This is a genomic window from Burkholderia sp. Bp8998, from assembly GCF_003854235.1.
Lineage (GTDB): Bacteria > Pseudomonadota > Gammaproteobacteria > Burkholderiales > Burkholderiaceae > Burkholderia.
The window spans coordinates 49,396-72,350 of sequence record NZ_QTQF01000027.1; the positions used below are offsets into that span (position 1 = coordinate 49,396).

22 protein-coding genes are annotated in these 22,955 nt (G+C 66.8%); 17 read left to right on the forward strand and 5 right to left on the reverse strand.

Annotation, left to right across the window (positions count from 1 at the left end; all coding sequences use genetic code 11):
• Positions 1-5: 5 nt before the first annotated feature.
• The 9 genes from rseP to DIE06_RS24810 all read left to right on the forward strand — a co-directional run bounded on the left by rseP (position 6) and on the right by DIE06_RS24810 (position 9,454).
• Positions 6-1,379 carry an RIP metalloprotease RseP gene (rseP, locus tag DIE06_RS24770; RefSeq protein ID WP_124663639.1) on the forward strand — a complete coding sequence of 458 codons (1,374 nt, stop codon included), beginning with the start codon at positions 6-8 and terminating at the stop codon, positions 1,377-1,379.
• A 64-nt stretch (positions 1,380-1,443) separates the two neighbouring features.
• Positions 1,444-3,750: an outer membrane protein assembly factor BamA gene (gene bamA / locus DIE06_RS24775; RefSeq protein ID WP_124663640.1), complete on the forward strand. Its 2,307-nt coding sequence runs from the start codon at positions 1,444-1,446 to the stop codon at positions 3,748-3,750.
• A 64-nt stretch (positions 3,751-3,814) separates the two neighbouring features.
• Positions 3,815-4,312 (forward strand): OmpH family outer membrane protein, encoded by a 498-nt coding sequence (locus DIE06_RS24780; protein ID WP_185733470.1) that lies wholly within the window; start codon positions 3,815-3,817, stop codon positions 4,310-4,312.
• Between the two features lie 16 nt (positions 4,313-4,328).
• Positions 4,329-5,408, forward strand: a complete 1,080-nt coding sequence (gene lpxD, locus DIE06_RS24785) for a UDP-3-O-(3-hydroxymyristoyl)glucosamine N-acyltransferase (protein WP_124663642.1) — start codon at positions 4,329-4,331, stop codon at positions 5,406-5,408.
• Between the two features lie 129 nt (positions 5,409-5,537).
• Positions 5,538-6,005: a 3-hydroxyacyl-ACP dehydratase FabZ gene (gene fabZ, locus DIE06_RS24790; RefSeq protein WP_006495559.1), complete on the forward strand. Its 468-nt coding sequence runs from the start codon at positions 5,538-5,540 to the stop codon at positions 6,003-6,005.
• Between the two features lie 67 nt (positions 6,006-6,072).
• Positions 6,073-6,861: an acyl-ACP--UDP-N-acetylglucosamine O-acyltransferase gene (gene lpxA, locus DIE06_RS24795; protein ID WP_124663643.1), complete on the forward strand. Its 789-nt coding sequence runs from the start codon at positions 6,073-6,075 to the stop codon at positions 6,859-6,861.
• Positions 6,862-6,864: 3 nt separating this feature from the next.
• Positions 6,865-8,034 carry a lipid-A-disaccharide synthase gene (gene lpxB / locus DIE06_RS24800; protein ID WP_124663644.1) on the forward strand — a complete coding sequence of 390 codons (1,170 nt, stop codon included), beginning with the start codon at positions 6,865-6,867 and terminating at the stop codon, positions 8,032-8,034.
• Positions 8,031-8,675, forward strand: coding sequence for a ribonuclease HII (rnhB, locus tag DIE06_RS24805; protein WP_124663645.1), 645 nt, complete (start codon positions 8,031-8,033; stop codon positions 8,673-8,675). Before lpxB ends, rnhB begins: the two co-directional genes overlap by 4 nt.
• On the forward strand, positions 8,672-9,454 hold the full coding sequence (locus DIE06_RS24810; RefSeq protein WP_124663646.1) for an RNA methyltransferase: 783 nt from the start codon (positions 8,672-8,674) through the stop codon (positions 9,452-9,454). The genes rnhB and DIE06_RS24810 overlap by 4 nt, the downstream gene beginning before the upstream one ends.
• Before the next feature lie 119 nt (positions 9,455-9,573).
• Here DIE06_RS24810 and DIE06_RS24815 read toward each other — a convergent pair whose 3' ends face one another.
• Positions 9,574-10,389 carry a pyruvate, water dikinase regulatory protein gene (locus DIE06_RS24815; RefSeq protein WP_059450011.1) on the reverse strand — a complete coding sequence of 272 codons (816 nt, stop codon included), beginning with the start codon at positions 10,387-10,389 and terminating at the stop codon, positions 9,574-9,576.
• Between the two features lie 374 nt (positions 10,390-10,763).
• On the opposite strand from DIE06_RS24815, the gene ppsA reads away from it, so the two are divergent.
• From ppsA to DIE06_RS24835, 3 genes are all read left to right on the forward strand, one after another.
• Positions 10,764-13,163 (forward strand): phosphoenolpyruvate synthase, encoded by a 2,400-nt coding sequence (ppsA, locus tag DIE06_RS24825; RefSeq protein ID WP_124663648.1) that lies wholly within the window; start codon positions 10,764-10,766, stop codon positions 13,161-13,163.
• A gap of 205 nt (positions 13,164-13,368) precedes the next feature.
• Positions 13,369-13,803 (forward strand): NfeD family protein, encoded by a 435-nt coding sequence (locus DIE06_RS24830; RefSeq protein WP_124663649.1) that lies wholly within the window; start codon positions 13,369-13,371, stop codon positions 13,801-13,803.
• Between the two features lie 33 nt (positions 13,804-13,836).
• Positions 13,837-14,772: an SPFH domain-containing protein gene (locus DIE06_RS24835; RefSeq protein WP_124663650.1), complete on the forward strand. Its 936-nt coding sequence runs from the start codon at positions 13,837-13,839 to the stop codon at positions 14,770-14,772.
• A 233-nt stretch (positions 14,773-15,005) separates the two neighbouring features.
• Here DIE06_RS24835 and smpB read toward each other — a convergent pair whose 3' ends face one another.
• The gene (gene smpB / locus DIE06_RS24840) at positions 15,006-15,452 is read right to left on the reverse strand and encodes an SsrA-binding protein SmpB (protein ID WP_050012888.1); all 447 of its coding nucleotides are present in this window, start codon (positions 15,450-15,452) and stop codon (positions 15,006-15,008) included.
• Between the two features lie 98 nt (positions 15,453-15,550).
• On the opposite strand from smpB, the gene DIE06_RS24845 reads away from it, so the two are divergent.
• The gene (locus tag DIE06_RS24845) at positions 15,551-15,988 is read left to right on the forward strand and encodes a type II toxin-antitoxin system RatA family toxin (RefSeq protein ID WP_044843759.1); all 438 of its coding nucleotides are present in this window, start codon (positions 15,551-15,553) and stop codon (positions 15,986-15,988) included.
• A gap of 4 nt (positions 15,989-15,992) precedes the next feature.
• The gene (locus DIE06_RS24850; RefSeq protein ID WP_006752170.1) at positions 15,993-16,316 is read left to right on the forward strand and encodes an RnfH family protein; all 324 of its coding nucleotides are present in this window, start codon (positions 15,993-15,995) and stop codon (positions 16,314-16,316) included.
• A gap of 64 nt (positions 16,317-16,380) precedes the next feature.
• Here DIE06_RS24850 and DIE06_RS24855 read toward each other — a convergent pair whose 3' ends face one another.
• The 3 genes from DIE06_RS24855 to DIE06_RS24865 form a co-directional block, all read right to left on the reverse strand.
• A complete protein-coding gene (locus DIE06_RS24855) occupies positions 16,381-17,364 on the reverse strand; it encodes a DMT family transporter (protein ID WP_124663651.1) in 984 nt (327 codons plus the stop codon).
• A 179-nt stretch (positions 17,365-17,543) separates the two neighbouring features.
• Positions 17,544-18,227, reverse strand: coding sequence for a glutamine cyclotransferase (locus DIE06_RS24860; protein WP_124663652.1), 684 nt, complete (start codon positions 18,225-18,227; stop codon positions 17,544-17,546).
• A 30-nt stretch (positions 18,228-18,257) separates the two neighbouring features.
• Entirely contained in the window at positions 18,258-19,478 is a 1,221-nt protein-coding gene (locus DIE06_RS24865; RefSeq protein ID WP_124663653.1) for a helix-turn-helix domain-containing protein, read from the reverse strand.
• A gap of 113 nt (positions 19,479-19,591) precedes the next feature.
• On the opposite strand from DIE06_RS24865, the gene DIE06_RS24870 reads away from it, so the two are divergent.
• From DIE06_RS24870 to guaB, 3 genes are all read left to right on the forward strand, one after another.
• The gene (locus DIE06_RS24870; RefSeq protein WP_124663654.1) at positions 19,592-20,356 is read left to right on the forward strand and encodes a DUF899 domain-containing protein; all 765 of its coding nucleotides are present in this window, start codon (positions 19,592-19,594) and stop codon (positions 20,354-20,356) included.
• A gap of 30 nt (positions 20,357-20,386) precedes the next feature.
• Positions 20,387-21,214, forward strand: coding sequence for a DUF2182 domain-containing protein (locus tag DIE06_RS24875; protein WP_124663655.1), 828 nt, complete (start codon positions 20,387-20,389; stop codon positions 21,212-21,214).
• Between the two features lie 276 nt (positions 21,215-21,490).
• Positions 21,491-22,951, forward strand: a complete 1,461-nt coding sequence (guaB, locus tag DIE06_RS24880; protein WP_059464274.1) for an IMP dehydrogenase — start codon at positions 21,491-21,493, stop codon at positions 22,949-22,951.
• Positions 22,952-22,955: the final 4 nt, after the last annotated feature.

Sequence of the window (22,955 nt, forward strand, 5' to 3'; positions counted from 1 at the left end):
TGCTCATGAACGTGCTGGTCGAACTGATCGCGTTTGCGGTGGCGATCGGGGTGCTGGTCGTCGTGCATGAGTACGGACATTATCGTGTCGCGCGCTGGTGCGGCGTGAAGGTGCTGCGTTTCTCGATCGGCTTCGGCCAGCCCGTCGCACGCTGGGTCAGCCGCAGGACCGGCACCGAGTGGACGCTCTCCGTGCTGCCGCTCGGCGGCTACGTGAAGATGCTCGACGAGCGCGAGCCGGGGCCGGGCGTCAAGCCCGAGGAACTCGACCAGGCGTTCAACCGGCAATCGGTGTTCAAGCGCATCGCGATCGTCGCGGCCGGCCCGATCGCGAACTTCCTGTTGGCAATCGTCCTCTTTTCCGCCGTATTCGCAACCGGCGTGACCGAGCAGGCCGCTGTGCTCGCGCCGCCGGCCGCCGGCACGTTGGCGGCCCGCGCGGGCTTCGACGGCAGCGAGACGATCGTCTCGATCCGCAACGCGCAGGGCGGCGATGCCGTGCCGGTGCGCTCGTGGTCGGACCTGCGCTGGAAGCTGCTGGCCGCCGCGTTCGATCATCGCGAGGTCGTGCTCGGCGCGCGCGACGGCGGCGCGTCGACGTTCGACTTCCGCGTCGACCTGCGCAATGTTCCCGAAAGCGAGCTCGACGACGATTTCATGATGCACCTGGGCTTCGAGACCGGCGGCGGCACGCTGTCGGTCGCGTCGGTGCAGCCCGGCAGCGCGGCCGAGCAGGCGGGCCTGAAGGCCGGCGACAAGCTGCTCGCGCTCGACGGCAAGCCCATCGGCGGCGCATCGCGCTTCATCGATGCGGTGAAGCACCATGCGGGCCAGGCGGTCCAGCTGCAGGTCGAGCGCGGCGGCGCCACCCGGATGGTATCGATCGTGCCGCAGGCGCAGCGCGACGATGAAACGGGGCAGCAGGTCGGCCGCATCGGCGCGGCGTTGTCGATGCACACACCGTCGGTCGATGTGCGCTACGGGCCGATCGAGAGCCTGCAGCTCGGCGCGCGCCGCACGTGGGACATCGCCGTTTATTCGCTGAGGATGTTCGGGCGGATGATCACGGGCGATGCGTCGCTGAAGAATCTGTCCGGCCCGGTGACGATTGCCGACTACGCGGGCAAGAGCGCGCGGCTCGGTCCGTCGGCCTTCCTGTCGTTCCTCGCCCTTGTCAGCATTAGCCTCGGGGTGCTGAACTTGCTGCCGATTCCCGTTTTGGACGGGGGGCATCTGTTATATTATCTGGTTGAAGCCGCGACCGGGAAAGCCGTATCGGAGCGCTGGCAGCTGATTCTGCAAAGAGCCGGGTTGATCTGCATCGTCGCGTTGTCGGCGATCGCGCTGTTCAACGACCTGGCTCGGTTAATCCATTTCTGAAGCGTCAGGCGGCGGCCGGTCGGCCGCCGCCTGATTTGATGCAGCTAAATATTGGGGATGCACGTTGTTCAAACCTCATCGCTTTGTACCTAAGACAGTTGCAGCGGCCGCGCTCGCCGCGCACGGCCTCGCGGCGCATGCAGCGGCACCGTTCGTGGTGCAAGACATCAAGATCGAGGGGTTGCAGCGCGTCGAAGCGGGGTCGGTGTTCGCCTACCTGCCGATCAAGCAGGGCGATACCTTCACCGACGACAAGGCATCCGAAGCAATCCGCGCGCTGTACGCGACGGGCTTCTTCAACGATGTGCGCATCGCCACCCAGGGCAACGTCGTGATCGTGCAGGTGCAGGAGCGTCCGGCCATCGCGTCGATCGACTTCACCGGCACGAAGGAATTCGACAAGGACAACCTGACGAAGGCGCTGCGCGCGGTGGGTCTGGCCGACGGCCGCTACTACGACAAGGCGCTCGTCGACAAGGCGGAGCAGGAGCTCAAGCGCCAGTACCTGACGCGCGGCTTCTATGCGGCCGAGGTCAAGACGACGATCACGCCGGTCGACGCGAATCGCGTGTCGATCCTGTTTGCGGTCGCCGAAGGTCCGAGCGCGAAGATCCGCCAGATCAACTTCATCGGCAACAAGGCGTTCAGCACCAGCACGCTGCGCGACGAGATGCAGCTGTCGACGCCGAACTGGTTCTCCTGGTACACGAAGAATGACCTGTACTCGAAGGAAAAGCTGACGGGCGACCTCGAGGCCGTGCGCTCGTACTACCTGAACCGCGGCTACCTCGAGTTCAACATCGAATCGACCCAGGTGTCGATCTCGCCGGACAAGAAGGACATGTACCTGACGGTCACGCTGCACGAAGGCGAGCCGTACACGGTGTCGGGCATCAAGCTGTCGGGCAACCTGCTCGATCGCGAAGCCGAGCTGAACAAGCTGATCAAGATCAAGCCGGGCGATCGCTTCTCGGCCGAAAAGTTGCAGCAGACGACGAAGTCGATCGTCGACAAGCTCGGCGAATACGGCTATGCATTCGCGACCGTCAACGCGCAGCCGGACATCGACCAGGCGAACCGCAAGGTGAACCTGAACCTCGTCGTCGATCCGAGCCGCCGCGTGTACGTGCGCCGCATCAACGTGGTCGGCAACACGCGGACGCGCGACGAGGTCGTGCGCCGCGAAATGCGCCAGCTCGAAAGCTCGTGGTTCGATTCGAACCGCCTCGCGCTGTCGAAGGACCGCGTGAACCGCCTCGGCTACTTCACCAACGTCGACGTGACGACGGTGCCGGTCGAAGGCACGAACGACCAGGTCGACGTGAACGTGAAGGTCGACGAAAAGCCGACCGGCGCGATCACGCTGGGCGCGGGCTTCTCGTCGACGGACAAGGTGGTGCTGTCGGCCGGCGTGTCGCAGGACAACGTGTTCGGCTCGGGCACGAGCCTGTCGGTGAACGTCAACACCGCGAAGAGCTACCGCACGCTGACCGTCACGCAGGTCGACCCGTATTTCACGGTCGACGGCATCAAGCGGATCACGGACGTCTACTACCGCACGTACCAGCCGCTCTACTATTCGACGAGCTCGAGCTTCCGGATCATCAGCGCCGGCGGCAACCTGAAGTTCGGCATTCCGTTCTCGGAAGTCGACACCGTTTACTTCGGCGCGGGCTTCGAGCAGAACCGTCTCGACGTCGACTCGAACACGCCGCAGAGCTACCAGGATTACGTGAACGAGTTCGGCCGCGTGTCGAACACGGTGCCGCTGACCGTCGCGTGGTCGCGCGACGCGCGTGACAGCGCGCTGATCCCGAGCCGCGGCTACTTCACGCAGGCGAACGTCGAATACGGCGTGCCGGTCGGCAAGATCCAGTACTACAAGGCCGACCTGCAGGCGCAGTACTACTATTCGTTCTCGCGCGGCTTCATCCTTGGCATGAACCTGCAAGGCGGCTACGGTAACGGTATCGGCAACCCGTATCCGATCTTCAAGAACTACTACGCGGGCGGTATCGGCTCCGTGCGTGGCTACGAGCCGAGCTCGCTGGGCCCGCGCGACACGAAGACGAACGACCCGATCGGCGGTTCGAAGATGCTGGTCGGCAACATCGAGCTGACGTTCCCGCTGCCGGGCACCGGCTACGATCGCACGCTGCGCGTGTTCACGTTCCTCGACGGCGGTAACGTGTGGGGCAACGCGCCGGGCGGCACGAGTACCGGCGCGAACGGCCTGCGTTACGGCTACGGTGTGGGTCTCGCGTGGATCTCGCCGATCGGCCCGCTGAAGCTGAGCCTTGGCTTCCCGCTGCAGAAGCACGAAGGCGACCAGTACCAGAAATTCCAGTTCCAGATCGGGACGGCGTTCTGATCGAACGCATGACAACAGCAACGAGAGGGTAATTTTGCTAACCGGTAAGTTTTCGAAACGAGTGATGTGTGCGCTGACCGTTGCGCTGGCCTTGGGCGCGGCGGCGGCACACGCTCAGGACGTCGCCCGCATCGCGGCGGTCAATTCGGATCGGATCCTGCGCGAGTCGGCGCCCGCCAAGGTGGCGCAGACGAAGCTCGAAGCCGAGTTCGCGAAGCGCGACAAGGATCTGCAGGATCTCGCGGCGCGCCTGAAGTCGATGTCCGACTCGCTGGACAAGAACGGTGCGTCGCTGTCGGCGGCCGATCGCGCGCAGAAGCAGCGCGATCTCGCGCAGCTCGATACCGACTTCCAGCGCAAGCAGCGCGAGTTTCGCGAAGACCTGAACCAGCGCCGCAACGAGGAGCTCGCAGCGGTGCTGGAGCGAGCGAACAAGGTCATCAAGCAGATCGCCGAGCAGCAGAATTACGACCTGATCGTGCAGGAAGCGGTGTACGTCAGCCCGCGCATCGACATCACCGACAAGGTGCTCAAGGCGCTCGCGTCCGGCTCGACGAACTGAACGGAGCAGACGACGAATGGCATTGACGCTTGAGGCACTCGTAAAGCGATTCGGCGGCGAGATCGCCGGCGACGCCCAGTGCAAGGTGGGGGGGCTCGCGCCGCTCGACCAGGCAGGCCCTCAGCAACTCGCGTTCCTCGCGAATCCGAAGTACCTGTCGCAGGTCGAGACGACCCGCGCCGGCGCGGTGCTGATCGCGCCGAAGGATCTCGAAAAACTGGGCGCGGCCGCCAATGGCCGCAGCTTCATCGTGACGCCGAATCCGTACGCGTACTTCGCGCGCGTCGCGCAGATGTTCATCGATCTCGCCACGCCGCCGCGCGCGGCCGGCGTGCATCCGAGCGCGACGATCGATCCGGCCGCGCAGGTCGCCGCGAGCGCGGTGATCGGCCCGCACGTGACGGTCGAGGCCGGTGCGGTGATCGAGGACGGTGTGCAGCTCGACGCGAACGTGTTCGTCGGCCGCGGCACGACGATCGGCGCCGGTTCGCACCTGTACCCGAACGCATCGGTGTACCACGGCTGCAAGATCGGCCCGCGCGCGATCATCCATTCGGGTGCCGTGATCGGTTCAGACGGCTTCGGCTTCGCGCCGGATTTCGTTGGCGACGGCGATGCGCGCACCGGCAGCTGGGTCAAGATCCCGCAGGTCGGCGGCGTGTCGGTCGGCCCGGACGTCGAGATCGGCGCGAACACGACGATCGATCGCGGCGCGATGGCGGACACCGTCATCGAGGAATGCGTGAAGATCGACAACCAGGTCCAGATCGGCCACAACTGCCGGATCGGCGCGTATACGGTGATCGCAGGCAGTGCGGGCATCGCGGGCAGCACGACGATCGGCCGCCACTGCATGATCGGCGGCGCGGCGGGCATCGCCGGGCATGTGACGCTCGGCGACTATGTCATCATCACCGCGAAGTCGGGCGTGTCGAAGTCGCTGCCGAAGGCCGGCATCTACACGAGCGCATTCCCGGCCGTCGACCACGGCGAATGGAACCGGAGCGCCGCGCTCGTGCGCAACCTCGACAAGCTGCGCGACCGCATCAAGGCGCTCGAAACCGCGCTGGCCGCCCAGGGCGGCACGGACGCCTGACCGCACCATGCGAGACCACGAACCGGGCACGGCCAGCGCATCCGGCCCGGTTTGCCAGACTGGGCCGCGCGGCGGCCCGCTTCAGCCTTTGCATCACCACCGCGCAGCCTCTGCGTGAGACGAACCATCATGAGCACTGAAAAAATCAATCTCGACATCCACAAGATCCTCACGCTGCTGCCGCATCGCTACCCGATTCTGCTCGTCGATCGCGTGCTCGAACTCGAGCCGCACAAGGGGATCAAAGCGCTGAAGAACGTGTCGATCAACGAGCCGTTCTTCCAGGGGCACTTCCCGAAGCGGCCGGTGATGCCGGGCGTGCTGATCCTCGAGGCGCTCGCTCAGGCGGCCGCGCTGCTGACGTTCGCGGAAGAGCAGCCGAAGGATCCGGAAAACACGCTGTACTACTTCGTCGGCATCGACGGCGCGCGCTTCAAGCGTGTGGTCGAACCGGGCGACCAACTGATTCTGAACGTGACGTTCGAACGCTACATCCGCGGCATCTGGAAGTTCAAGGCGGTGGCGGAAGTGGACGGCAAGGTGGCGGCGGAAGCCGAACTGATGTGCACGGTCAAGACGGCCGACGCGGCGCCCTGAGCGACGCGGCACGCATGGGTAACGTAACGCGAGCAACGCGACACATCACATCGAGAGGCAACGGCGCATGACCAGGATTCATCCTACCGCGATCGTCGAACCGGGCGCGCAGATCGACGAGTCCGTCGAGATCGGGCCGTACGCGATCGTCGGGCCGCACGTCACGATCGGCGCGCGTACCACGATCGGCTCGCACAGCGTGATCGAAGGTCACACGACGCTCGGCGAGGACAACCGCATCGGCCATTACGCGTCGGTCGGCGGCCGTCCGCAGGACATGAAGTACAAGGACGAGCCGACTAAGCTCGTGATCGGCAACCGCAACACGATCCGCGAATTCACGACGATCCACACCGGCACCGTGCAGGACGTCGGCGTGACGACGCTCGGCGACGACAATTGGATCATGGCCTATGTGCACATCGGTCATGACTGCCGCGTCGGCAACAACGTGATCCTGTCGAGCAACGCACAGATGGCCGGTCACGTCGAGATCGGCGACTACGCGATTGTCGGCGGGATGTCGGGCGTGCACCAGTTCGTGCGCATCGGTGCGCACTCGATGCTGGGTGGCGCCTCGGCGCTCGTGCAGGACGTGCCGCCGTTCGTGATCGCGGCCGGCAACAAGGCCGAGCCGCACGGCATCAACGTCGAAGGCCTGCGCCGGCGCGGTTTCTCGCCCGACGCGATCTCGGCGCTGCGCAGCGCGTACCGCCTGCTGTACAAGAACGGCCTGTCGCTCGAGGAAGCGAAGGTGCAGTTGCGCGAGCTGGCGGCGGCGGGCGGCGAAGGCGACGCAGCGGTCACCGCGCTCGTCGAGTTCATCGACGCGTCCCAACGCGGCATCATCCGCTAAGCGATGTCGCTCCCGACCAATCAGCTCCGGCTCGCGATGGTGGCCGGCGAGCCGTCGGGCGACCTGCTCGCGGCGTCGCTGCTCGGCGGGCTTCAAGAGCGGCTGCCCGCGTCGACCCGGTACTACGGGATCGGCGGGCAACGGATGCTCGCGCACGGCTTCGACTCGCACTGGCAGATGGACAAGCTGACGGTGCGCGGTTACGTCGAGGCGCTGGGCCAGATTCCCGAGATCCTGCGGATTCGCGGCGAGTTGAAGCGCCAGCTGCTCGCGGAGCGGCCCGACGCATTCATCGGCGTCGACGCACCCGATTTCAACTTCAACGTGGAGCAGGCCGCGCGCGACGCGGGCATCCCGTCGATCCACTTCGTGTGTCCGTCGATCTGGGCGTGGCGCGGCGGGCGGATCAAGAAGATCGCGAAGTCCGTCGACCACATGCTGTGCCTGTTCCCGTTCGAACCGGCGATTCTCGACAAGGCCGGCGTCGCGTCGACGTATGTCGGCCATCCGCTGGCCGACGAGATTCCGCTCGAGCCCGACACGCACGGCGCGCGCATTGCGCTCGGTCTGCCGGCCGACGGCCCGGTGATCGCGGTGCTGCCGGGCAGCCGGCGCTCCGAGATCGGGCTGATCGGCCCGACGTTCTTCGCGGCGATGGCGCTGATGCAGCAGCGCGAGCCTGGCGTGCGGTTCGTGATGCCCGCGGCGACGCCTGCGCTGCGCGAACTGCTGCAGCCGCTCGTCGATGCGCATCCGCAGCTCGCGCTGACGATCACCGACGGCCGCTCGCAGGTCGCGATGACGGCCGCCGACGCGATCCTCGTGAAGAGCGGCACCGTCACGCTGGAAGCCGCGCTGCTGAAGAAGCCGATGGTGATCTCGTACAAGGTGCCCTGGCTGACCGGGCAGATCATGCGCCGGCAGGGTTATCTGCCGTACGTCGGCTTGCCGAACATCCTGGCGGGGCGCTTCGTCGTGCCCGAGCTGCTGCAGCATTTCGCGACGCCCGAGGCGCTCGCCGATGCGACGCTCACGCAGCTGCGCGACGAAGCGAACCGCCGCACGTTGACTGAAGTGTTTACCGAAATGCATCTCTCGCTGCGGCAGAACACGGCCGCCAAGGCGGCCGAAGCGGTCGTGCGCGTCCTCGAGCAACGCAAGGGGCGCGCATGACGGCACCTCGTGCACCACGCCGCCGCGCATCGACCGACGTGCAGGGCGGCTTCGACTTCAGCCGGCCCGACCAGATCGTCTGCGGCGTCGACGAAGCAGGCCGCGGCCCGCTCGCGGGGCCGGTGGTTGCCGCCGCGGTGATTCTCGATCCTGCGCAGCCGATCGACGGCCTCGACGATTCGAAGGCGCTGTCCGCGAAAAAGCGCGACGCGCTGTACGAGCTGATCGTCGCGCGCTCGCGCGCGTATTGCGTCGCGTCGGCGAGTGTCGACGAGATCGATACGCTCAACATCCTGCATGCGACGATGCTCGCGATGAAGCGGGCCGTCGAGGGCCTGTCGGTCGTGCCGACGCTCGCGCAGATCGACGGCAACCGCTGCCCGACGCTGATGGTGCGTGCCGAGGCGATCGTCAGCGGCGACGCGCTCGTGCCGAGCATCTCGGCCGCGTCGATTCTCGCGAAGGTCACGCGCGACCGCATGCTCGTCGACCTGCATGAACGCTTTCCGGTGTACGGCTTCAACGTGCATGCCGGCTACGGCACCGAGAAACACCTTGCCGCACTGCGCGAGCACGGCCCGTGCGAAGCGCATCGGCGCTCGTTCGCGCCCGTGCGCGCGGCACTCGATCTGATTCGATGAAGAGCATCACTTCCCGCGACAACCCGCTGTACAAGCGTCTGAAGGCACTCGCGGGTTCGACGTCCCAGCAGCGCCGCGGCGGCCACGCGCTGCTCGAAGGCTTCCACCTCGCCAGCGCCTATCTCGATACGGGCGCGACACCCGAGTTGTGCGTCGCGACCGAAGGCGCGCTCGCGCACGACGAAGCGCAGGCGATCATCGCGCGCGTCGACGCGCAGCGCGTCGTCACGCTGCCCGACGCGCTGTTCGGGCAACTGTCGAACGTGGTCAGCGGCGTCGGTTTCCTGCTGCTCGTCGACCGGCCCGCGCAGCCGCTGCCTGAGCGCGTCACACACACGTCGGTCGTGCTCGACGGCGTGCAGGACGCCGGCAACGTCGGCTCGATCCTGCGCAGCGCGGCGGCGGCCGGCGTGCGGCATGTGTTCTGCGCGCCAGGCACCGCCTATGCGTGGTCGTCGAAGGTGCTGCGCTCGGGAATGGGCGCGCATTTCCTGCTGTCGATCCACGAGGACGTCGAGGCCGGCGCGCTCGCCGAACGCCTCGGCGTGCCGGTCGCGCTGACCGATTCGCACGGCGCGCAGGCGATCTACGACTGCGACCTGGCCGGCCCGGTCGCATGGGTGTTCGGCAACGAAGGCGCCGGCGTGTCGGCGTTCTGGCGCGACGCGGCCACGCATCGCGTGACGATCCCGCAGCCGGGTGGCATGGAGTCGCTGAACGTCGCGGCAGCGGCGGCGGTGTGCCTGTTCGAGCAGGTGCGGCAGCAGCGGCGCGCATGACACGACGACGTGACGTGCGGCGTGGTCCGCGCGTCGTACCCCGCACCATGAAAAAAGGCCGCGTTCGCGGCCTTTTTGCTTCCGGCGGCGGCCTGGCGGCCGCGCCGGTGGACACATCGTCAGTACGACTGCCGGTCGAGACGGATTTCCTGCAGGATCGTCGTGGCGATCTCCTCGATCGACTTGTGCGTCGACGACAGCCACTTGATCCCTTCGCGGCGCATCATCGCCTCGGCCTCGTTGATCTCGTAGCGGCAGTTCTCCGGCGCCGCGTACTTGCTGCCGGGGCGGCGCTCGTTGCGGATCTCCGACAGGCGCTGCGGATCGATCGACAGCCCGAACAGCTTGTCGCGATGCGGTGACAGCGCCGACGGCAGCTTGCCGCGTTCGAAGTCTTCCGGGATCAGCGGATAGTTGGCTGCCTTCACGCCGTACTGCATCGCGAGATACAGGCTCGTCGGCGTCTTGCCGCTGCGCGACACGCCGACCAGGATCACGTCGGCTTCCGACAGGTTGCGGTTCGACTGGCCGTCGTCGTGCGCGAGCGAGAAGTTGATCGCCTCGATCCGCGTCTTGTATTCCTCGGTATCGGCGTTCTGGTGGCCGCGGCCCATCGCATGGCTCGACTTCAGCTCCAGTTCCTGCTCGAGCGGCTCGACGAAGCGCTGGAACATGTCCAGCACGAGCGCGTTCGAGCGCTTGACGATATCGTTCGACTCGCTGTCGACGAGCGTCGTGAACACGATCGCGCGGCGGCCGTCGTGCACCGCGGCCTCGTTGATTTTTTCGACGGTCGCAAAAGCCTTGTCGAGCGAGTCGACGAACGGCAGGCGCACGAGGCGGAATTTCTGGTCGAACTGGGAGAGGATCGAGTGCGCGAAGGTTTCGGCAGTGATCCCGGTGCCGTCGGAGACGATGAAAACGGTAGGCAGCATGAATCTGGGCGTCGAACGTGAAGGGCGGTTGCGCGGGGGCTGGAGGTCCGCCTCCAGACACAGTGAGAAGGTCGCGCCACATCCGGCAGCCGGCACGGTAGAATAGCGGCAACCTGTTGGATAAGCAATTGCGGGGGCAGGGTGCGAACGGCACTCCGGGCTTGCCGTGATCGATCGAAAATTCCCGGCAAGTTCGGCGATTTGTCTGAATATATCGCCCTTCTGCCGGGATTTTTGCAAATCGGGTCGGAATATTCCTCGCCCTGCGATTGTTTCTCCAACAGGTTGCGCAAGACGCGCCGCGCCTTTTTGCAAGCGCCCGCGTCCGAGCCCACTTGCGCAATCGAGCATTTTTTTCACACTTAGGGGCTTGTATGACTAACGCAGCAAACGTCGCAAAGGACCAGGCGTATGTAATCCCGTTCGAGCAGTTGCGGATGACCGATGTGGAGATCGTGGGCGGCAAGAATGCGTCGCTCGGCGAGATGATCAGCCAGCTTTCCGAAGCAGGCGTTCGCGTGCCCACCGGTTTCGCCACGACCGCGCTCGCTTTCCGCGATTTCCTCAAGCACAACGATCTGACCGATCGCATCGCCAAGCGTCTCGAGTCGCTCGACATCGACGACGTGAAGGCGCTCGCCGAAGCCGGTGCCGAAATCCGCAAGTGGATCGTCGACGCACCGATGCAGGCGCGTCTTGAGCAGGAAATCCGCGCACAGTTCGAAATCCTGAAGAACGGCTCGCCGGGCGAGCTGTCGTTCGCCGTGCGTTCGTCCGCGACCGCGGAAGACCTGCCCGACGCGTCGTTCGCCGGTCAGCAGGAGTCGTATCTGAACGTCGTCGGCATCGACGACGTGCTCGATCGCATGAAGCACGTGTTCGCGTCGCTGTACAACGACCGCGCGATCTCGTACCGCGTGCACAAGGGCTTCACGCACGCCGAAGTCGCGCTGTCGGCCGGCGTGCAGCGCATGGTCCGCTCGGACGTCGGCGCGGCCGGCGTGATGTTCACGATCGACACCGAATCGGGCTTCAAGGACGCCGTGTTCATCACGTCGAGCTACGGTCTGGGCGAAACCGTCGTGCAGGGCGCGGTGAACCCGGACGAGTTCTACGTGTTCAAGACGACGCTCGCCCAGGACAAGTACCCGATCATCCGCCGCTCGATCGGCTCGAAGCTGATCAAGATGGAATTCACGCAGCCGGGCGAGCCGGGCCGCGTGAAGACGGTCGACGTGCCGCACGAGCAGCGCAACCGCTACTCGATCACCGACGAAGACGTGATCGAACTCGCGAAGTACGCGGTCATCATCGAGAAGCACTACCAGCGTCCGATGGACATCGAGTGGGGCAAGGACGGCCGCGACGGCAAGATCTTCATCCTGCAGGCGCGTCCGGAAACGGTGAAGAGCCAGGCGACCGGCAAGGCCGAGCAGCGCTTCAAGCTGAAGGGCCAGTCGCAGGTGCTGGCGACGGGCCGCGCGATCGGCCAGAAGATCGGTGCGGGCCCCGTCCGCGTGATCCAGGATCCGTCGGAAATGGAACGCGTGCAGCCGGGCGACGTGCTGGTGGCGGACATGACCGACCCGAACTGGGAGCCGGTGATGAAGCGTGCGGCGGCAATCGTCACGAACCGTGGCGGCCGGACCTGCCACGCGGCGATCATCGCGCGTGAGCTCGGCGTGCCGGCAGTCGTTGGCTGCGGCGACGCGACCGACGTGCTGAAGGACGGCGCGCTCGTCACGGTGTCGTGCGCGGAAGGCGACGAAGGCAAGATCTACGACGGGCTGCTCGAGACGGAAGTCACGGAAGTGCAGCGCGGCGAACTGCCGGAAATCCCGGTCAAGATCATGATGAACGTCGGCAACCCGCAACTCGCGTTCGACTTCTCGCAACTGCCGAACGGCGGTGTTGGCCTTGCGCGTCTCGAGTTCATCATCAACAACAACATCGGCGTGCACCCGAAGGCGATCCTCGAGTACCCGAACATCGACCAGGACCTGAAGAAGGCGGTCGAGAGCGTCGCGCGCGGTCACGCGTCGCCGCGCCAGTTCTACGTCGACAAGCTGACGGAAGGCGTCGCGACGATCGCCGCGGCGTTCTATCCGAAGCCCGTGATCGTGCGTCTGTCCGACTTCAAGTCGAACGAGTACAAGAAGCTGATCGGCGGTTCGCGCTACGAGCCGGACGAGGAAAACCCGATGCTGGGCTTCCGCGGCGCGTCGCGCTACATCGCCGAAGACTTCGCGCAGGCGTTCGAGATGGAATGCCGTGCACTGAAGCGCGTGCGCGACGAGATGGGCCTGACCAACGTCGAAATCATGGTGCCGTTCGTGCGTACCGTGAAGCAGGCGGAGCGTGTCGTCGGCCTGCTCGAGAAGTTCGGCCTGAAGCGCGGCGAGAACGGCCTGCGCCTCGTGATGATGTGTGAAGTCCCGACCAACGCGATCCTCGCCGAAGAGTTCCTCGAGCACTTCGACGGTTTCTCGATCGGTTCGAACGACCTCACGCAGCTCACGCTCGGCCTCGATCGCGACTCGGGCATGGAACTGCTGGCCGTCGACTTCGACGAACGCGACCCGGCCGTCAAGTTCCTGCTCAAGCGTGCGATCGATACCTGCCGCAAGATGGGCAAGTACGTCGGCATTTGCGGCCAGGGCCCGTCCGATCACCCGGACTTCGCGCAATGGCTGACCGACGAAGGCATCGTGTCGATCTCGCTGAACCCGGACACGATCATCGATACGTGGCAAGCGCTCGCCAACCGGAAGTAACGGTCGGTCATGCAACTTCGACGAAAGGGCGGTCCGCCGCGCTTTCGTTGAAGGCAAAATGCAAGGTTCATGCTATAAACACCCCGGTAAGCGCCGGGGTGTTTTTTTTGCCGGTCCGGGGCACCTCAAAAGCATGCCGCCCGCCCCCTCGGGGCAGGCGCAGCGAATATAGTGAGCATGGGGGCCGTTTTTTCGGGAGACCACAATGATGTCGGGGCATCTGTTCTGGTGGGTCGGGGTCGGCGTGCTGGTCGTCGCCGAATTGCTGACCGGCACGTTCTATCTGCTGATGATCGCGCTCGGCTTTCTCGCGGGCGGGTTGCTGCAGTTCGCCGGTTTCACGCCGCACATGCAGGTCGGGGCGGCCGCCGCGGTCGCGATCATCGCGATGATCCTGCTGCGCCGCTCGGGGCTCGGGCGCAAGCAGAAGCGCGACACGTCGACGAATCCGGACGTCAATCTCGATATCGGCGCGACCGTCACGGTCGACGCGTGGCATGACGGCCGCGCGCGCGTGCAGTATCGCGGGGCCGACTGGGACGTCGAACTCGCGGCCGGGGAGCGCGACGACGCGCGCGTGTATCAGGTGCGTGCCGTGCGCGGCAACAGTCTCGTCGTCGTCGCAAAACCCGCGGGCTGATCGTCCACTGATAAAACAAGGAGGGAACACTTCATGGATTCGCTGATCATCTGGGTCGTCCTGTTCGTCATCGCCATCGTGATCGTGTCGAAGACGGTGAAGATCGTGCCGCAGCAGCATGCGTGGGTACTCGAACGCTTCGGGCGCTATCACGCGACGCTGTCGCCCGGTCTCAATATCGTGTTGCCGTTCGTCGACCGGATCGCCTACCGGCACGTGCTGAAGGAAATTCCGCTCGACGTGCCGAGCCAGGTCTGCATCACGCGCGACAACACGCAACTGCAGGTCGACGGCGTGCTGTACTTCCAGGTGACCGATCCGATGAAGGCATCGTACGGGTCGAGCAACTTCGTGCTCGCGATCACGCAGCTCGCGCAGACGACGCTGCGCTCGGTGGTCGGCAAGCTCGAACTCGACAAGACCTTCGAGGAGCGCGACTTCATCAACCACAACATCGTGTCGGCGCTGGACCAGGCCGCCGCGAACTGGGGCGTGAAAGTGTTGCGCTACGAGATCAAGGACCTGACGCCGCCGAAGGAGATCCTGCACGCGATGCAGGCGCAGATCACCGCCGAGCGGGAAAAGCGCGCGCTGATCGCCGCCTCCGAAGGCCGCAAGCAGGAGCAGATCAACCTCGCGTCGGGCGCGCGCGAGGCGGCGATCCAGAAGTCCGAGGGCGAGCGGCAGGCCGCGATCAACCAGGCGCAGGGCGAAGCGGCCGCGATTCTCGCGGTGGCCGAGGCGAACGCGCAGGCCATCCAGAAGATCGCGAACGCGATCCAGTCGCAGGGCGGGATGGATGCGGTGAACCTGAAGGTCGCCGAGCAGTACGTCGGCGCGTTCTCGAACCTCGCGAAACAGGGCAATACGCTGATCGTGCCGGCGAACCTGTCGGATCTCGGCACCGCGATCGCGTCCGCGCTGACGATCGTCAAGAACGCGGCGCCGGCCGCGAGCGGGAGGGGTTGAGCGCACGCGCGGGTTTCGCGTGCCGGCGGTCGCTGTCTGCGCCGGCCGTGTGCCGGGTGTGCGGCGAATCGTCGCGCGATGGAGGCGCAATACCTATCGCATCGCACGGGCGGCGCAGCGTGTCATCCGCGACGGCGAGCGCCTTTCGATCGCCGCTCACACGAATCACACCACACAAAGCAGCACGGCCCGCTTCGAGCGGGCCGTGTCGTTTGTGACGCAGCAACTGAGCGTCAGGTGCCGGCTCGCATGATGCGGGCCTTTTCGCGTTCCCAGTCGCGCTTTTTCTCGGTTTCGCGTTTGTCGTGCAGTTTCTTGCCCTTCGCGAGCGCGATGTCGCATTTCACGCGACCGCCCTTGTAGTGGAAGTTCAGCGGCACGAGCGTGTACCCACGCTGCTCGACCTTGCCGATCAGTTTCTTGATTTCGTCGCGGTGCAGCAGCAGCTTGCGCGTGCGGACCGGATCGGGCTTGATGTGCGTCGAGGCTTCGGGCAGCGGGCTGATGTGGGTGCCGATCAGGAAGATTTCGGCGTTCTTGACCACGACGTAGCCTTCCTTGATCTGGCCGCGCCCGGCGCGCAGCGCCTTGACTTCCCAGCCCTCGAGCACGAGCCCCGCCTCGTAGCGTTCCTCGATGTGATAATCGAAGTGCGCTTTCCTGTTGTCGATGATGCTCATGAAAGGATCGGGCCAACTCGTTTAAAATCACGATTTTAGCAAAGCGGGGCGGGAATCGCCCGGCTTGCGTTCCCACCTTGAGCGATGCCGCGCGATTTATGGCAGATGTCCAGAAAACCGTATTGATCCGCCATTCGGCGGAACAGATGTTCGACCTCGTCACCGACGTGGCCGACTACCCCAATTTCCTGCCCTGGTGCGGCGGCGTCGAGATTCGCCGTCAGGACGACAGCGGGATGGAAGCGCGCATCGACATCAACTTCAAGGGCATCAAGCAGCATTTCGCGACCCGCAATACGCAGCAGCGCCCGACGCGGATCGACATGGAGTTCGCGGACGGCCCGTTCAGGAAGTTCACGGGCTCGTGGCGCTTCATCCCGCTGCGCGCCGATGCGTGCAAGATCGAATTCGCGCTGCACTACGAATTCTCGAGCATCCTGCTCGAGAAGATCATCGGGCCGGTGTTCAGCCACATCGCGAACACGTTCGTCGATTCGTTCGTGAAGCGCGCCGACCAGCGCTACGGGAAGGGGTGACGCGATGCTGTCGATCGAAGTCTGTTACGCGCTGCCGGATCGCCAGACGCTGATTCCGGTGTCGCTGCCCGAGGGTGCGACCGTGCGCGCGGCGATCGACGCGAGCGGCGTGCTCGCGCTGCACCCGGAAATCGACCTCGCGCACGCGAAAACCGGCGTATTCGGCAAGCTGGCGCCGCTCGACGCGCCGCTCGCCGACCACGACCGTGTCGAGATCTATCGCCCGTTGATCGTCGATCCGAAACTCGCGCGCCAGCGGCGCGTCGACAAGACCCGCCGCGAGGGCTCCGTCGAGGGTCGCAAGTGGATGCACAAGGACGCGCGCTGACGCGCCGCGCCAGCTCCGCTCCATCTCGTTCCGCTCCGATTCGTCAGACCAGGCCCGGCTGCGCTCAGGGGGGCGTGACGTTCGCGTTCACGGCGGTGCTGCCGGGTGTATTGCCGCCCGCGTGCGTGTCGCTGTGCCGGCGCACCGATCCGTAGACGCCCGCCAGTAGCAGCACGAGCGCAGCGATCTCCAGCACGCGCGGCATCCGGTGGTCGTAGATGAATGCGTAGAGCATCGCGAACACGGTTTCGAACACGATCAGCTGACCGGACAGCGTGAGCGGCAGCCGCTTCGACGCCGCGTTCCACAGTCCGTTGCCGAGCCACGACGCGCCGATCGCGAGCACGAGGTTCAGCAGCCAGAACAGTTGCCAGCGCGATGCCGGGACAGCCGCCTGCACCGTGCCGGCCGGCAGCGCGAGGATCGCGAGCCAGCAGAGGCCGCCGATCAGGCCCGTCACGACACCCCACAGCACCGACCACTCGTTGCCGCCGAAATGATGATGGCGCTGCAGGTAGCGCGCGTTCGCGACCGCATACCAGGTCCAGCTTGCGAGTGCGCCGGTTGCGCACGCGATGCCGGCGAGCTTCTGGCCGAGCGTCGTCGCCTGCGCGGCTTCCGAGGTGAAGAGGTCGACGTTGATGCAGACGATGCCGGCCATCACCAGCGCGAGCGGGGCGGCGAGGCGCCGCAGCGGCACCGCGCCGTGGTCACCGAGGCCCGCGAGCGTGACCGTCACGGGCAGCACGCCGACGATCAGCGAGCTGGGCGCGATGCCGATCAGGTGCACGGCGCCGGACAGCAGCATGTAGTACGCGACGTTGCCGATCAGCGCGAGCTTCGCGAGCGCGACCAGATCCTCGCGGGTCAGCCGCGCGAGCAGCGCGCGGGCGGCCGGCAGCGCCGCGGCCAGCGACACGAGGCCGTACATCGCGTAGCGGCCCGCGCTCAGCAGCAGCGGCGAGAAGTCGGTCATCAGTCGCGGCACGAGAAAGACCATCCCCCACAACGCGCCCGCGAGGACGCCATACACCACACCGCGCTGCATCGACTGCTCCGAACGAAAGACTGACGAGCGCGCATCTTAGCGACGGCGCCGCAACCGCGTCTTGTTCATTCCTGCACTCGGGAGCGGGTGGCGTTCGGGGTCGGCTGCGAGCGCCGCCGCGATCCGGTCCTGCTTCCCGGGGATCGCGGAGGTCCGGGCCGCCCTTCGACGATGGCTGATCAGCGTTCGACCGGCTCGGCCGGCGCCGCATCGTCTCTTGCCGTGCGTGCCCGTGACGGGCGGCGCACGGTGCGCAGCTTGCCGCTGTTGCCGCCGCCGCAGTAGAAGAGGTCGCGACCGTCGGATTCCAGCCCCGACACGCCGATGCCCGGCGGCATGTCGACCTGTTCGAGCACGTGCCCGGTATGCGGGTCGATGCGCCGCAACGCGCTCTCGTCCGCTTCCCAGGTGCCGTGCCACAACTCGCCGTCGACCCACGTCACGCCGGTGACGAAGCGGTTCGATTCGATCGTGCGCAGCACGGCGCCCGATTGCGGATCCACCTGATGAATCTTGCGCTCGCGATACTGGCCGACCCACAGCGTGCCTTCCGCCCAGGCCAGCCCCGAATCGGCGCCGCCGCCGGGCGCTGGGATCGTCGCGAGCACGCGGCCCGATTCGGGATCGATCTTCTCGATGCGGTCCTCCACGATCTGGAACAGGTGGCGCCCGTCGAACGCGGTGCCTGCGTGCGCGGCGACGTCGAGTGCGCGCACGGTCGTGCCGCGTTCCGGGTCGAGCGCGTTCAGCTTGTCGCCGGACGCGAACCAGACGCGCTGCCCGTCGAACGTGACGCCGTGCACGCCGTCGACGCCCGGAAACGGGCCGTATTCGCGGACGATGTCTGCGGTGGATCGTTTCATGTCTGTTACCTCGTCGTTGCTATCCCCATCCTAGTCGCCGGGCAGCGACACGGGGAGTAACAAGGTCGTCGCGAATCCGGGCAGCGGCGGCGTCATCCAGCGGCGCGCGCGACCGCGGCCGACCGCCTGCACCTTGTCCGCTTCGGCGAGCGCATCGAGCGCGCGCTGCACGGTGCGCTGGCTCGCGCCGAGCGCGAGCGCCAGCGCGGAACTCGACCACGCCTCGCCGTCCGCGAGCAGCGCGAGCACGGCTGCGTGGCGATCGTCGACGGGACGCGCGAGCACGACGGTCGCGCGTGAGCCGAGCGGTTCGAGTGAGAAGCCGCGCGGCGTCGCGGTGACGTTCGCGAGCGGCCGCAGCATCGCGCGCAACCGGCCGATCTCGACGCGCAGGCGGGCGCGATGCGATTCGTCCGCGTGCTTCGCGCGGAACGCCGCGGCGACGAGCGCGTTTCTCGACACGTCGCCGGGCCACGCCTCGCCCAGCGCGCGGGCGAGCACGAACAGCACCGGGCGGCGCGCGAGCGACACGGTCGTGCGCGCGTCGCGCACCGCGTGGCGGCATGCATCGACGACGAGCGCGTTCGATTCCAGCAGCGCCTCGACCTCGTCGAGCAGCACGAGACGCGACGCCCCGCGCGCGATGAGTCGCGCGGCCGGCGTATCGAGCATGCGTGCGGCCGTCTCGACTTCGGCCGTCAGCGCGGCGATGCCGGCGTCCTGCGCGGCCGCGCGTGCACGGGCGAGCGCCATGCGCGCCGCGTGCGGGCGGATGCGGCGCATCGCGATGCCGGCCGCGATCAGTTCGTGAGCCGCGCGCGATGCGGCGGGCAGCGGTGCGGGGTCGAGGTTCGCGAGCTGCTGTTCGGCATCCTCGACGTGCCCGATCAGCAGCAGTCGGCGCACGCCGAGATAGCGCGCATGCGCGGCGTTCGCGCGGTCGCCGTGGGCGTCGAGCGTTGCGCAGGCGGCGTCGAGGGCGCGCGACGGCCAGCCGAGGTCGCGAGACGCCAGCGCGATCTCGGCTTCCGCGACGACGCAGCGCGCCCGTGCGACGGCTTCCTTCGCGCCGAACGCGCGCGCCGCGCTACGCACGAGCGAGCGCGCGCGCTCGAAATCGCCGAGCTGCGCCATTGCGATTCCGCGCAACGCGAGCGCCGGCGCGTCGTCGCGCAATGCGACGCGGTTCAGCGCGCCGAGCGGGTCGCCCGCCGCGAGTGCACGCGCGGCGGCCGTGATCAGCGAATCCATCCGAATCCCGACACAGTTGTCACTCCCTCCGGTCCGATGCCCGGTCCTAATCTAGCACCACGCACACGGCAGATGCGCCGTGTCCGGACATCCATCGAAAGGAGGAATCCGCAATGACGAATCATCTCACCGGAACACGCGACGAATGGCTGGCTGCGCGCCGCGCGCTGCTCGATGCGGAAAAGGCGCTGACGCGGCAGAGCGACGAACTCGCGCGGCGGCGCCAGGCGCTGCCGTGGGTGCGCGTCGACAAGGCCTACCGGTTCGATACCGAGGACGGCCCGGCGACGCTCGACGATCTGTTCGGCGACCGCTCGCAGCTGCTCGTCTATCACTTCATGTTCGGTCCCGACTACAAGGCCGGCTGCCCGTCGTGCTCGGCGCTTGCCGACGGCTTCGACGGTTTTGCGGTCCACCTCGCGAATCACGACGTGACGCTCGCGGCCGTGTCGCGCGCGCCGCTCGTGAAGCTGCTGGCGTACCGGCAGCGGATGGGCTGGCACTTTCCGTGGGCGTCGTCGGACGGCGGCGAATTCAACTTCGACTTCAACGTGTCGTTCACCGAAGCGCAGCAGCGCGCCGGCGACGTCGAATACAACTATGCGCGGGCCGGCCACGCGATGGACATGGACCCGCCGCCGGCCGCCGTCGCCCAGTTCGCGGCGACGTGCGGCACCGACGCCGCCACGTACTCGCTCGACCGGCCGGGGATGAGCGCATTCGTGCGCGAGGACGGTGTCGTCTATCACACGTATTCGACGTACGCGCGCGGGCTCGACGGGCTGTGGGGGATGTACCAGTGGCTCGATCGCGCGCCACTCGGGCGCAACGAGACGGGCGTGTGGTGGCGCCGTCATGACGAATACGCGCGCGGCTGAGCGCGGGCCGGCGAGCAGCGGGAGCGGGCGATGCGTGCCGCGATGAAACCGGCTGCGACCGGTACTGCGGGCGGCGGCCGGCGCGTGTTCTGCGCCGTGCTCGTCGCGGTATTCGCCGCCGCCATCCGGGCGACACTCGCGCAGCACGCATCGATGGACGCGATGGGCGGCATGCCGATGGCGGGCGGCTGGACGCTGTCGGCCGCATGGTTCGGGCCGTGCGGTTGGCAGGCGGGACGCGCGTTCGCCGCGTTCGCCGGCATGTGGGGCGCGATGACGGTGGCGATGATGCTGCCGGTGCTGGCACCGGTGCTCTGGCGATATCGGCAGAGCCTCGGCCCGTTGGGCGAGGTGCGCGCGGCATGGTTCGTCGCGGTCGCGGGCGCCGGGTATTTCTCCGTGTGGATGGTGCTCGGCGCGCTGGTGTTTCCCGTCGGCGCCGCATCGGCGGTGGTCGCCGCGCGGCTGCCCGCGCTCGCCGCCGCGATGCCGTTCGCGGCCGGCGTGGTCGTGCTCGGCGCGGGCGTGCTGCAGCTTTCCGGCTGGAAGGCACGCCGGCTCGCATGCTGCCGGCATGGCCCGGACGACGCATGCGCGCGGCGGGCGGCAGCCGGGGCCGCGGTTGCGTGGTGGTACGGCGTGCGTACCGCGTTGCGTTGCGGCGCCTGCTGCGGGAACCTGATGGCCGTCGCACTGGCGGCCGGCCTGATGGATCTGCGCGTGATGGCCGTCGTGACCGTGGCGATTGCCGCCGAGCGGCTGGCGCCGGCCGGCGAGCGCGTCGCGCGGATCGTCGGCGGCGTCGCGGTCGGCGCCGGCGCGGCGATGATCGCATGCGCGGCGGCCGGGCTGGCCTAGCGGCGCCCGGGGCCGCCAGCGCGCGGCGAACGGGGCCGGCGGAGGCGCCGCCGGCAGGTCCTGCGTCGTACGGCAACGTCGTGCGATCGGCCCGATTCCGGCCGTCTGCGCGAATGGGGCGATCCGGGGGTGAAACGAAAGACGATCGAAAACGAACCGAACGGCGATCCGAACGATTCGGCCCCCGAACGCCTGGAAACGGCTAACCCGTTGTTCGTGTTGTGAAAATTCGCAGCGCTTCGCGTATAATTCGCTTTTGCGCCCATAGGATTTGCCATGCGTCTGATCCAAAAAGCACTCACTTTCGATGATGTGCTCCTCGTTCCCGCCTTCTCCGACGTTCTCCCGCGCGACACCAGCCTGAAGACCAAGCTGACCCGCAACATCTCCCTGAACATGCCGCTCGTGTCCGCCGCGATGGACACGGTCACCGAAGGTCGCCTCGCGATCGCGATGGCGCAGCAGGGTGGTGTCGGGATCGTCCACAAGAACCTCACGCCGGCCGAGCAGGCCCGCGAGGTCGCGAAGGTCAAGCGTTTCGAATCGGGCGTCGTGCGCGACCCGATCACGGTTCCGCCGCAGATGAAGGTGCGCGACGTGATCGCGCTGTCGCGTCAGCATGGCATCTCGGGCTTCCCGGTCGTCGAAGGCCCGCAGCTCGTCGGCATCGTCACGAACCGCGACCTGCGTTTCGAATCGCGCCTCGATGAGCCGGTCAAGTCGATCATGACGCCGCGCGAGCGTCTCGTCACGGTCAAGGAAGGCACGCCGCTCGCCGAAGCGAAGGCACTGATGCACAGCCACCGCCTCGAGCGCGTGCTGGTCGTCAACGATGCGTTCGAACTGCGCGGCCTGATGACCGTCAAGGACATCACGAAGCAGACCGAACACCCGGATGCGTGCAAGGACGAACACGGCAAGCTGCGCGCAGGCGCGGCGGTCGGCGTCGGCCCCGACAACGAAGAGCGCGTCGAGCTGCTGGTGCAGGCCGGCGTCGACGTGATCGTCGTCGATACCGCGCACGGTCACAGCAAGGGCGTGCTCGAGCGCGTGCGCTGGGTCAAGCAGAACTTCCCGCACGTCGAGGTGATCGGCGGCAACATCGCGACGGCAGCGGCCGCGAAGGCACTCGTCGAGTACGGCGCGGACGCGGTCAAGGTCGGTATCGGCCCGGGCTCGATCTGCACGACGCGTATCGTCGCGGGTGTTGGCGTGCCGCAGATCAGCGCGATCGCGAACGTCGCGGAAGCGCTGAAGGGCACCGGCGTGCCGTGCATCGCCGACGGCGGCGTGCGTTTCTCGGGTGACGTGTCGAAGGCCCTCGCGGCCGGCGCGAACGCGGTGATGATGGGCAGCATGTTCGCGGGCACCGAAGAGGCGCCGGGCGACGTGTTCCTGTACCAGGGCCGCCAGTACAAGTCGTACCGCGGCATGGGTTCGGTCGGCGCGATGAAGGACGGCGCGGCAGACCGCTACTTCCAGGACAACTCGGCGAACATCGACAAGCTGGTGCCGGAAGGCATCGAGGGCCGCGTCGCGTACAAGGGTTCGGTCAACGCGATCCTGTTCCAGCTGGTCGGCGGCGTGCGCGCGAGCATGGGCTACTGCGGCTGCCGCACGATCGACGAGCTGCACGACAAGGCCGAATTCGTCCAGATCACCGCGGCGGGCATGCGCGAGTCGCACGTGCACGACGTGCAGATCACGAAGGAAGCCCCGAACTACCACGTGGACTGATCGC

Excerpts from the sequence above, each read along its gene's own strand:
- rseP (WP_124663639.1), top strand. The coding sequence starts at position 6 with ATGAACGTGCTGGTCGAACTGATCGCGTTTGCGGTGGCGATCGGGGTG.
- DIE06_RS24780 (WP_185733470.1), top strand. The coding sequence starts at position 3,815 with ATGTGTGCGCTGACCGTTGCGCTGGCCTTGGGCGCGGCGGCGGCACAC.
- lpxD (WP_124663642.1), top strand. The coding sequence starts at position 4,329 with ATGGCATTGACGCTTGAGGCACTCGTAAAGCGATTCGGCGGCGAGATC.
- fabZ (WP_006495559.1), top strand. The coding sequence starts at position 5,538 with ATGAGCACTGAAAAAATCAATCTCGACATCCACAAGATCCTCACGCTG.
- lpxA (WP_124663643.1), top strand. The coding sequence starts at position 6,073 with ATGACCAGGATTCATCCTACCGCGATCGTCGAACCGGGCGCGCAGATC.
- lpxB (WP_124663644.1), top strand. The coding sequence starts at position 6,865 with ATGTCGCTCCCGACCAATCAGCTCCGGCTCGCGATGGTGGCCGGCGAG.
- rnhB (WP_124663645.1), top strand. The coding sequence starts at position 8,031 with ATGACGGCACCTCGTGCACCACGCCGCCGCGCATCGACCGACGTGCAG.
- DIE06_RS24810 (WP_124663646.1), top strand. The coding sequence starts at position 8,672 with ATGAAGAGCATCACTTCCCGCGACAACCCGCTGTACAAGCGTCTGAAG.
- DIE06_RS24815 (WP_059450011.1), bottom strand. The coding sequence starts at position 10,389 with ATGCTGCCTACCGTTTTCATCGTCTCCGACGGCACCGGGATCACTGCC.
- ppsA (WP_124663648.1), top strand. The coding sequence starts at position 10,764 with ATGACTAACGCAGCAAACGTCGCAAAGGACCAGGCGTATGTAATCCCG.
- DIE06_RS24830 (WP_124663649.1), top strand. The coding sequence starts at position 13,369 with ATGATGTCGGGGCATCTGTTCTGGTGGGTCGGGGTCGGCGTGCTGGTC.
- DIE06_RS24835 (WP_124663650.1), top strand. The coding sequence starts at position 13,837 with ATGGATTCGCTGATCATCTGGGTCGTCCTGTTCGTCATCGCCATCGTG.
- smpB (WP_050012888.1), bottom strand. The coding sequence starts at position 15,452 with ATGAGCATCATCGACAACAGGAAAGCGCACTTCGATTATCACATCGAG.
- DIE06_RS24845 (WP_044843759.1), top strand. The coding sequence starts at position 15,551 with ATGGCAGATGTCCAGAAAACCGTATTGATCCGCCATTCGGCGGAACAG.
- DIE06_RS24850 (WP_006752170.1), top strand. The coding sequence starts at position 15,993 with ATGCTGTCGATCGAAGTCTGTTACGCGCTGCCGGATCGCCAGACGCTG.
- DIE06_RS24855 (WP_124663651.1), bottom strand. The coding sequence starts at position 17,364 with ATGCAGCGCGGTGTGGTGTATGGCGTCCTCGCGGGCGCGTTGTGGGGG.
- DIE06_RS24860 (WP_124663652.1), bottom strand. The coding sequence starts at position 18,227 with ATGAAACGATCCACCGCAGACATCGTCCGCGAATACGGCCCGTTTCCG.
- DIE06_RS24865 (WP_124663653.1), bottom strand. The coding sequence starts at position 19,478 with ATGGATTCGCTGATCACGGCCGCCGCGCGTGCACTCGCGGCGGGCGAC.
- DIE06_RS24870 (WP_124663654.1), top strand. The coding sequence starts at position 19,592 with ATGACGAATCATCTCACCGGAACACGCGACGAATGGCTGGCTGCGCGC.
- DIE06_RS24875 (WP_124663655.1), top strand. The coding sequence starts at position 20,387 with ATGCGTGCCGCGATGAAACCGGCTGCGACCGGTACTGCGGGCGGCGGC.
- guaB (WP_059464274.1), top strand. The coding sequence starts at position 21,491 with ATGCGTCTGATCCAAAAAGCACTCACTTTCGATGATGTGCTCCTCGTT.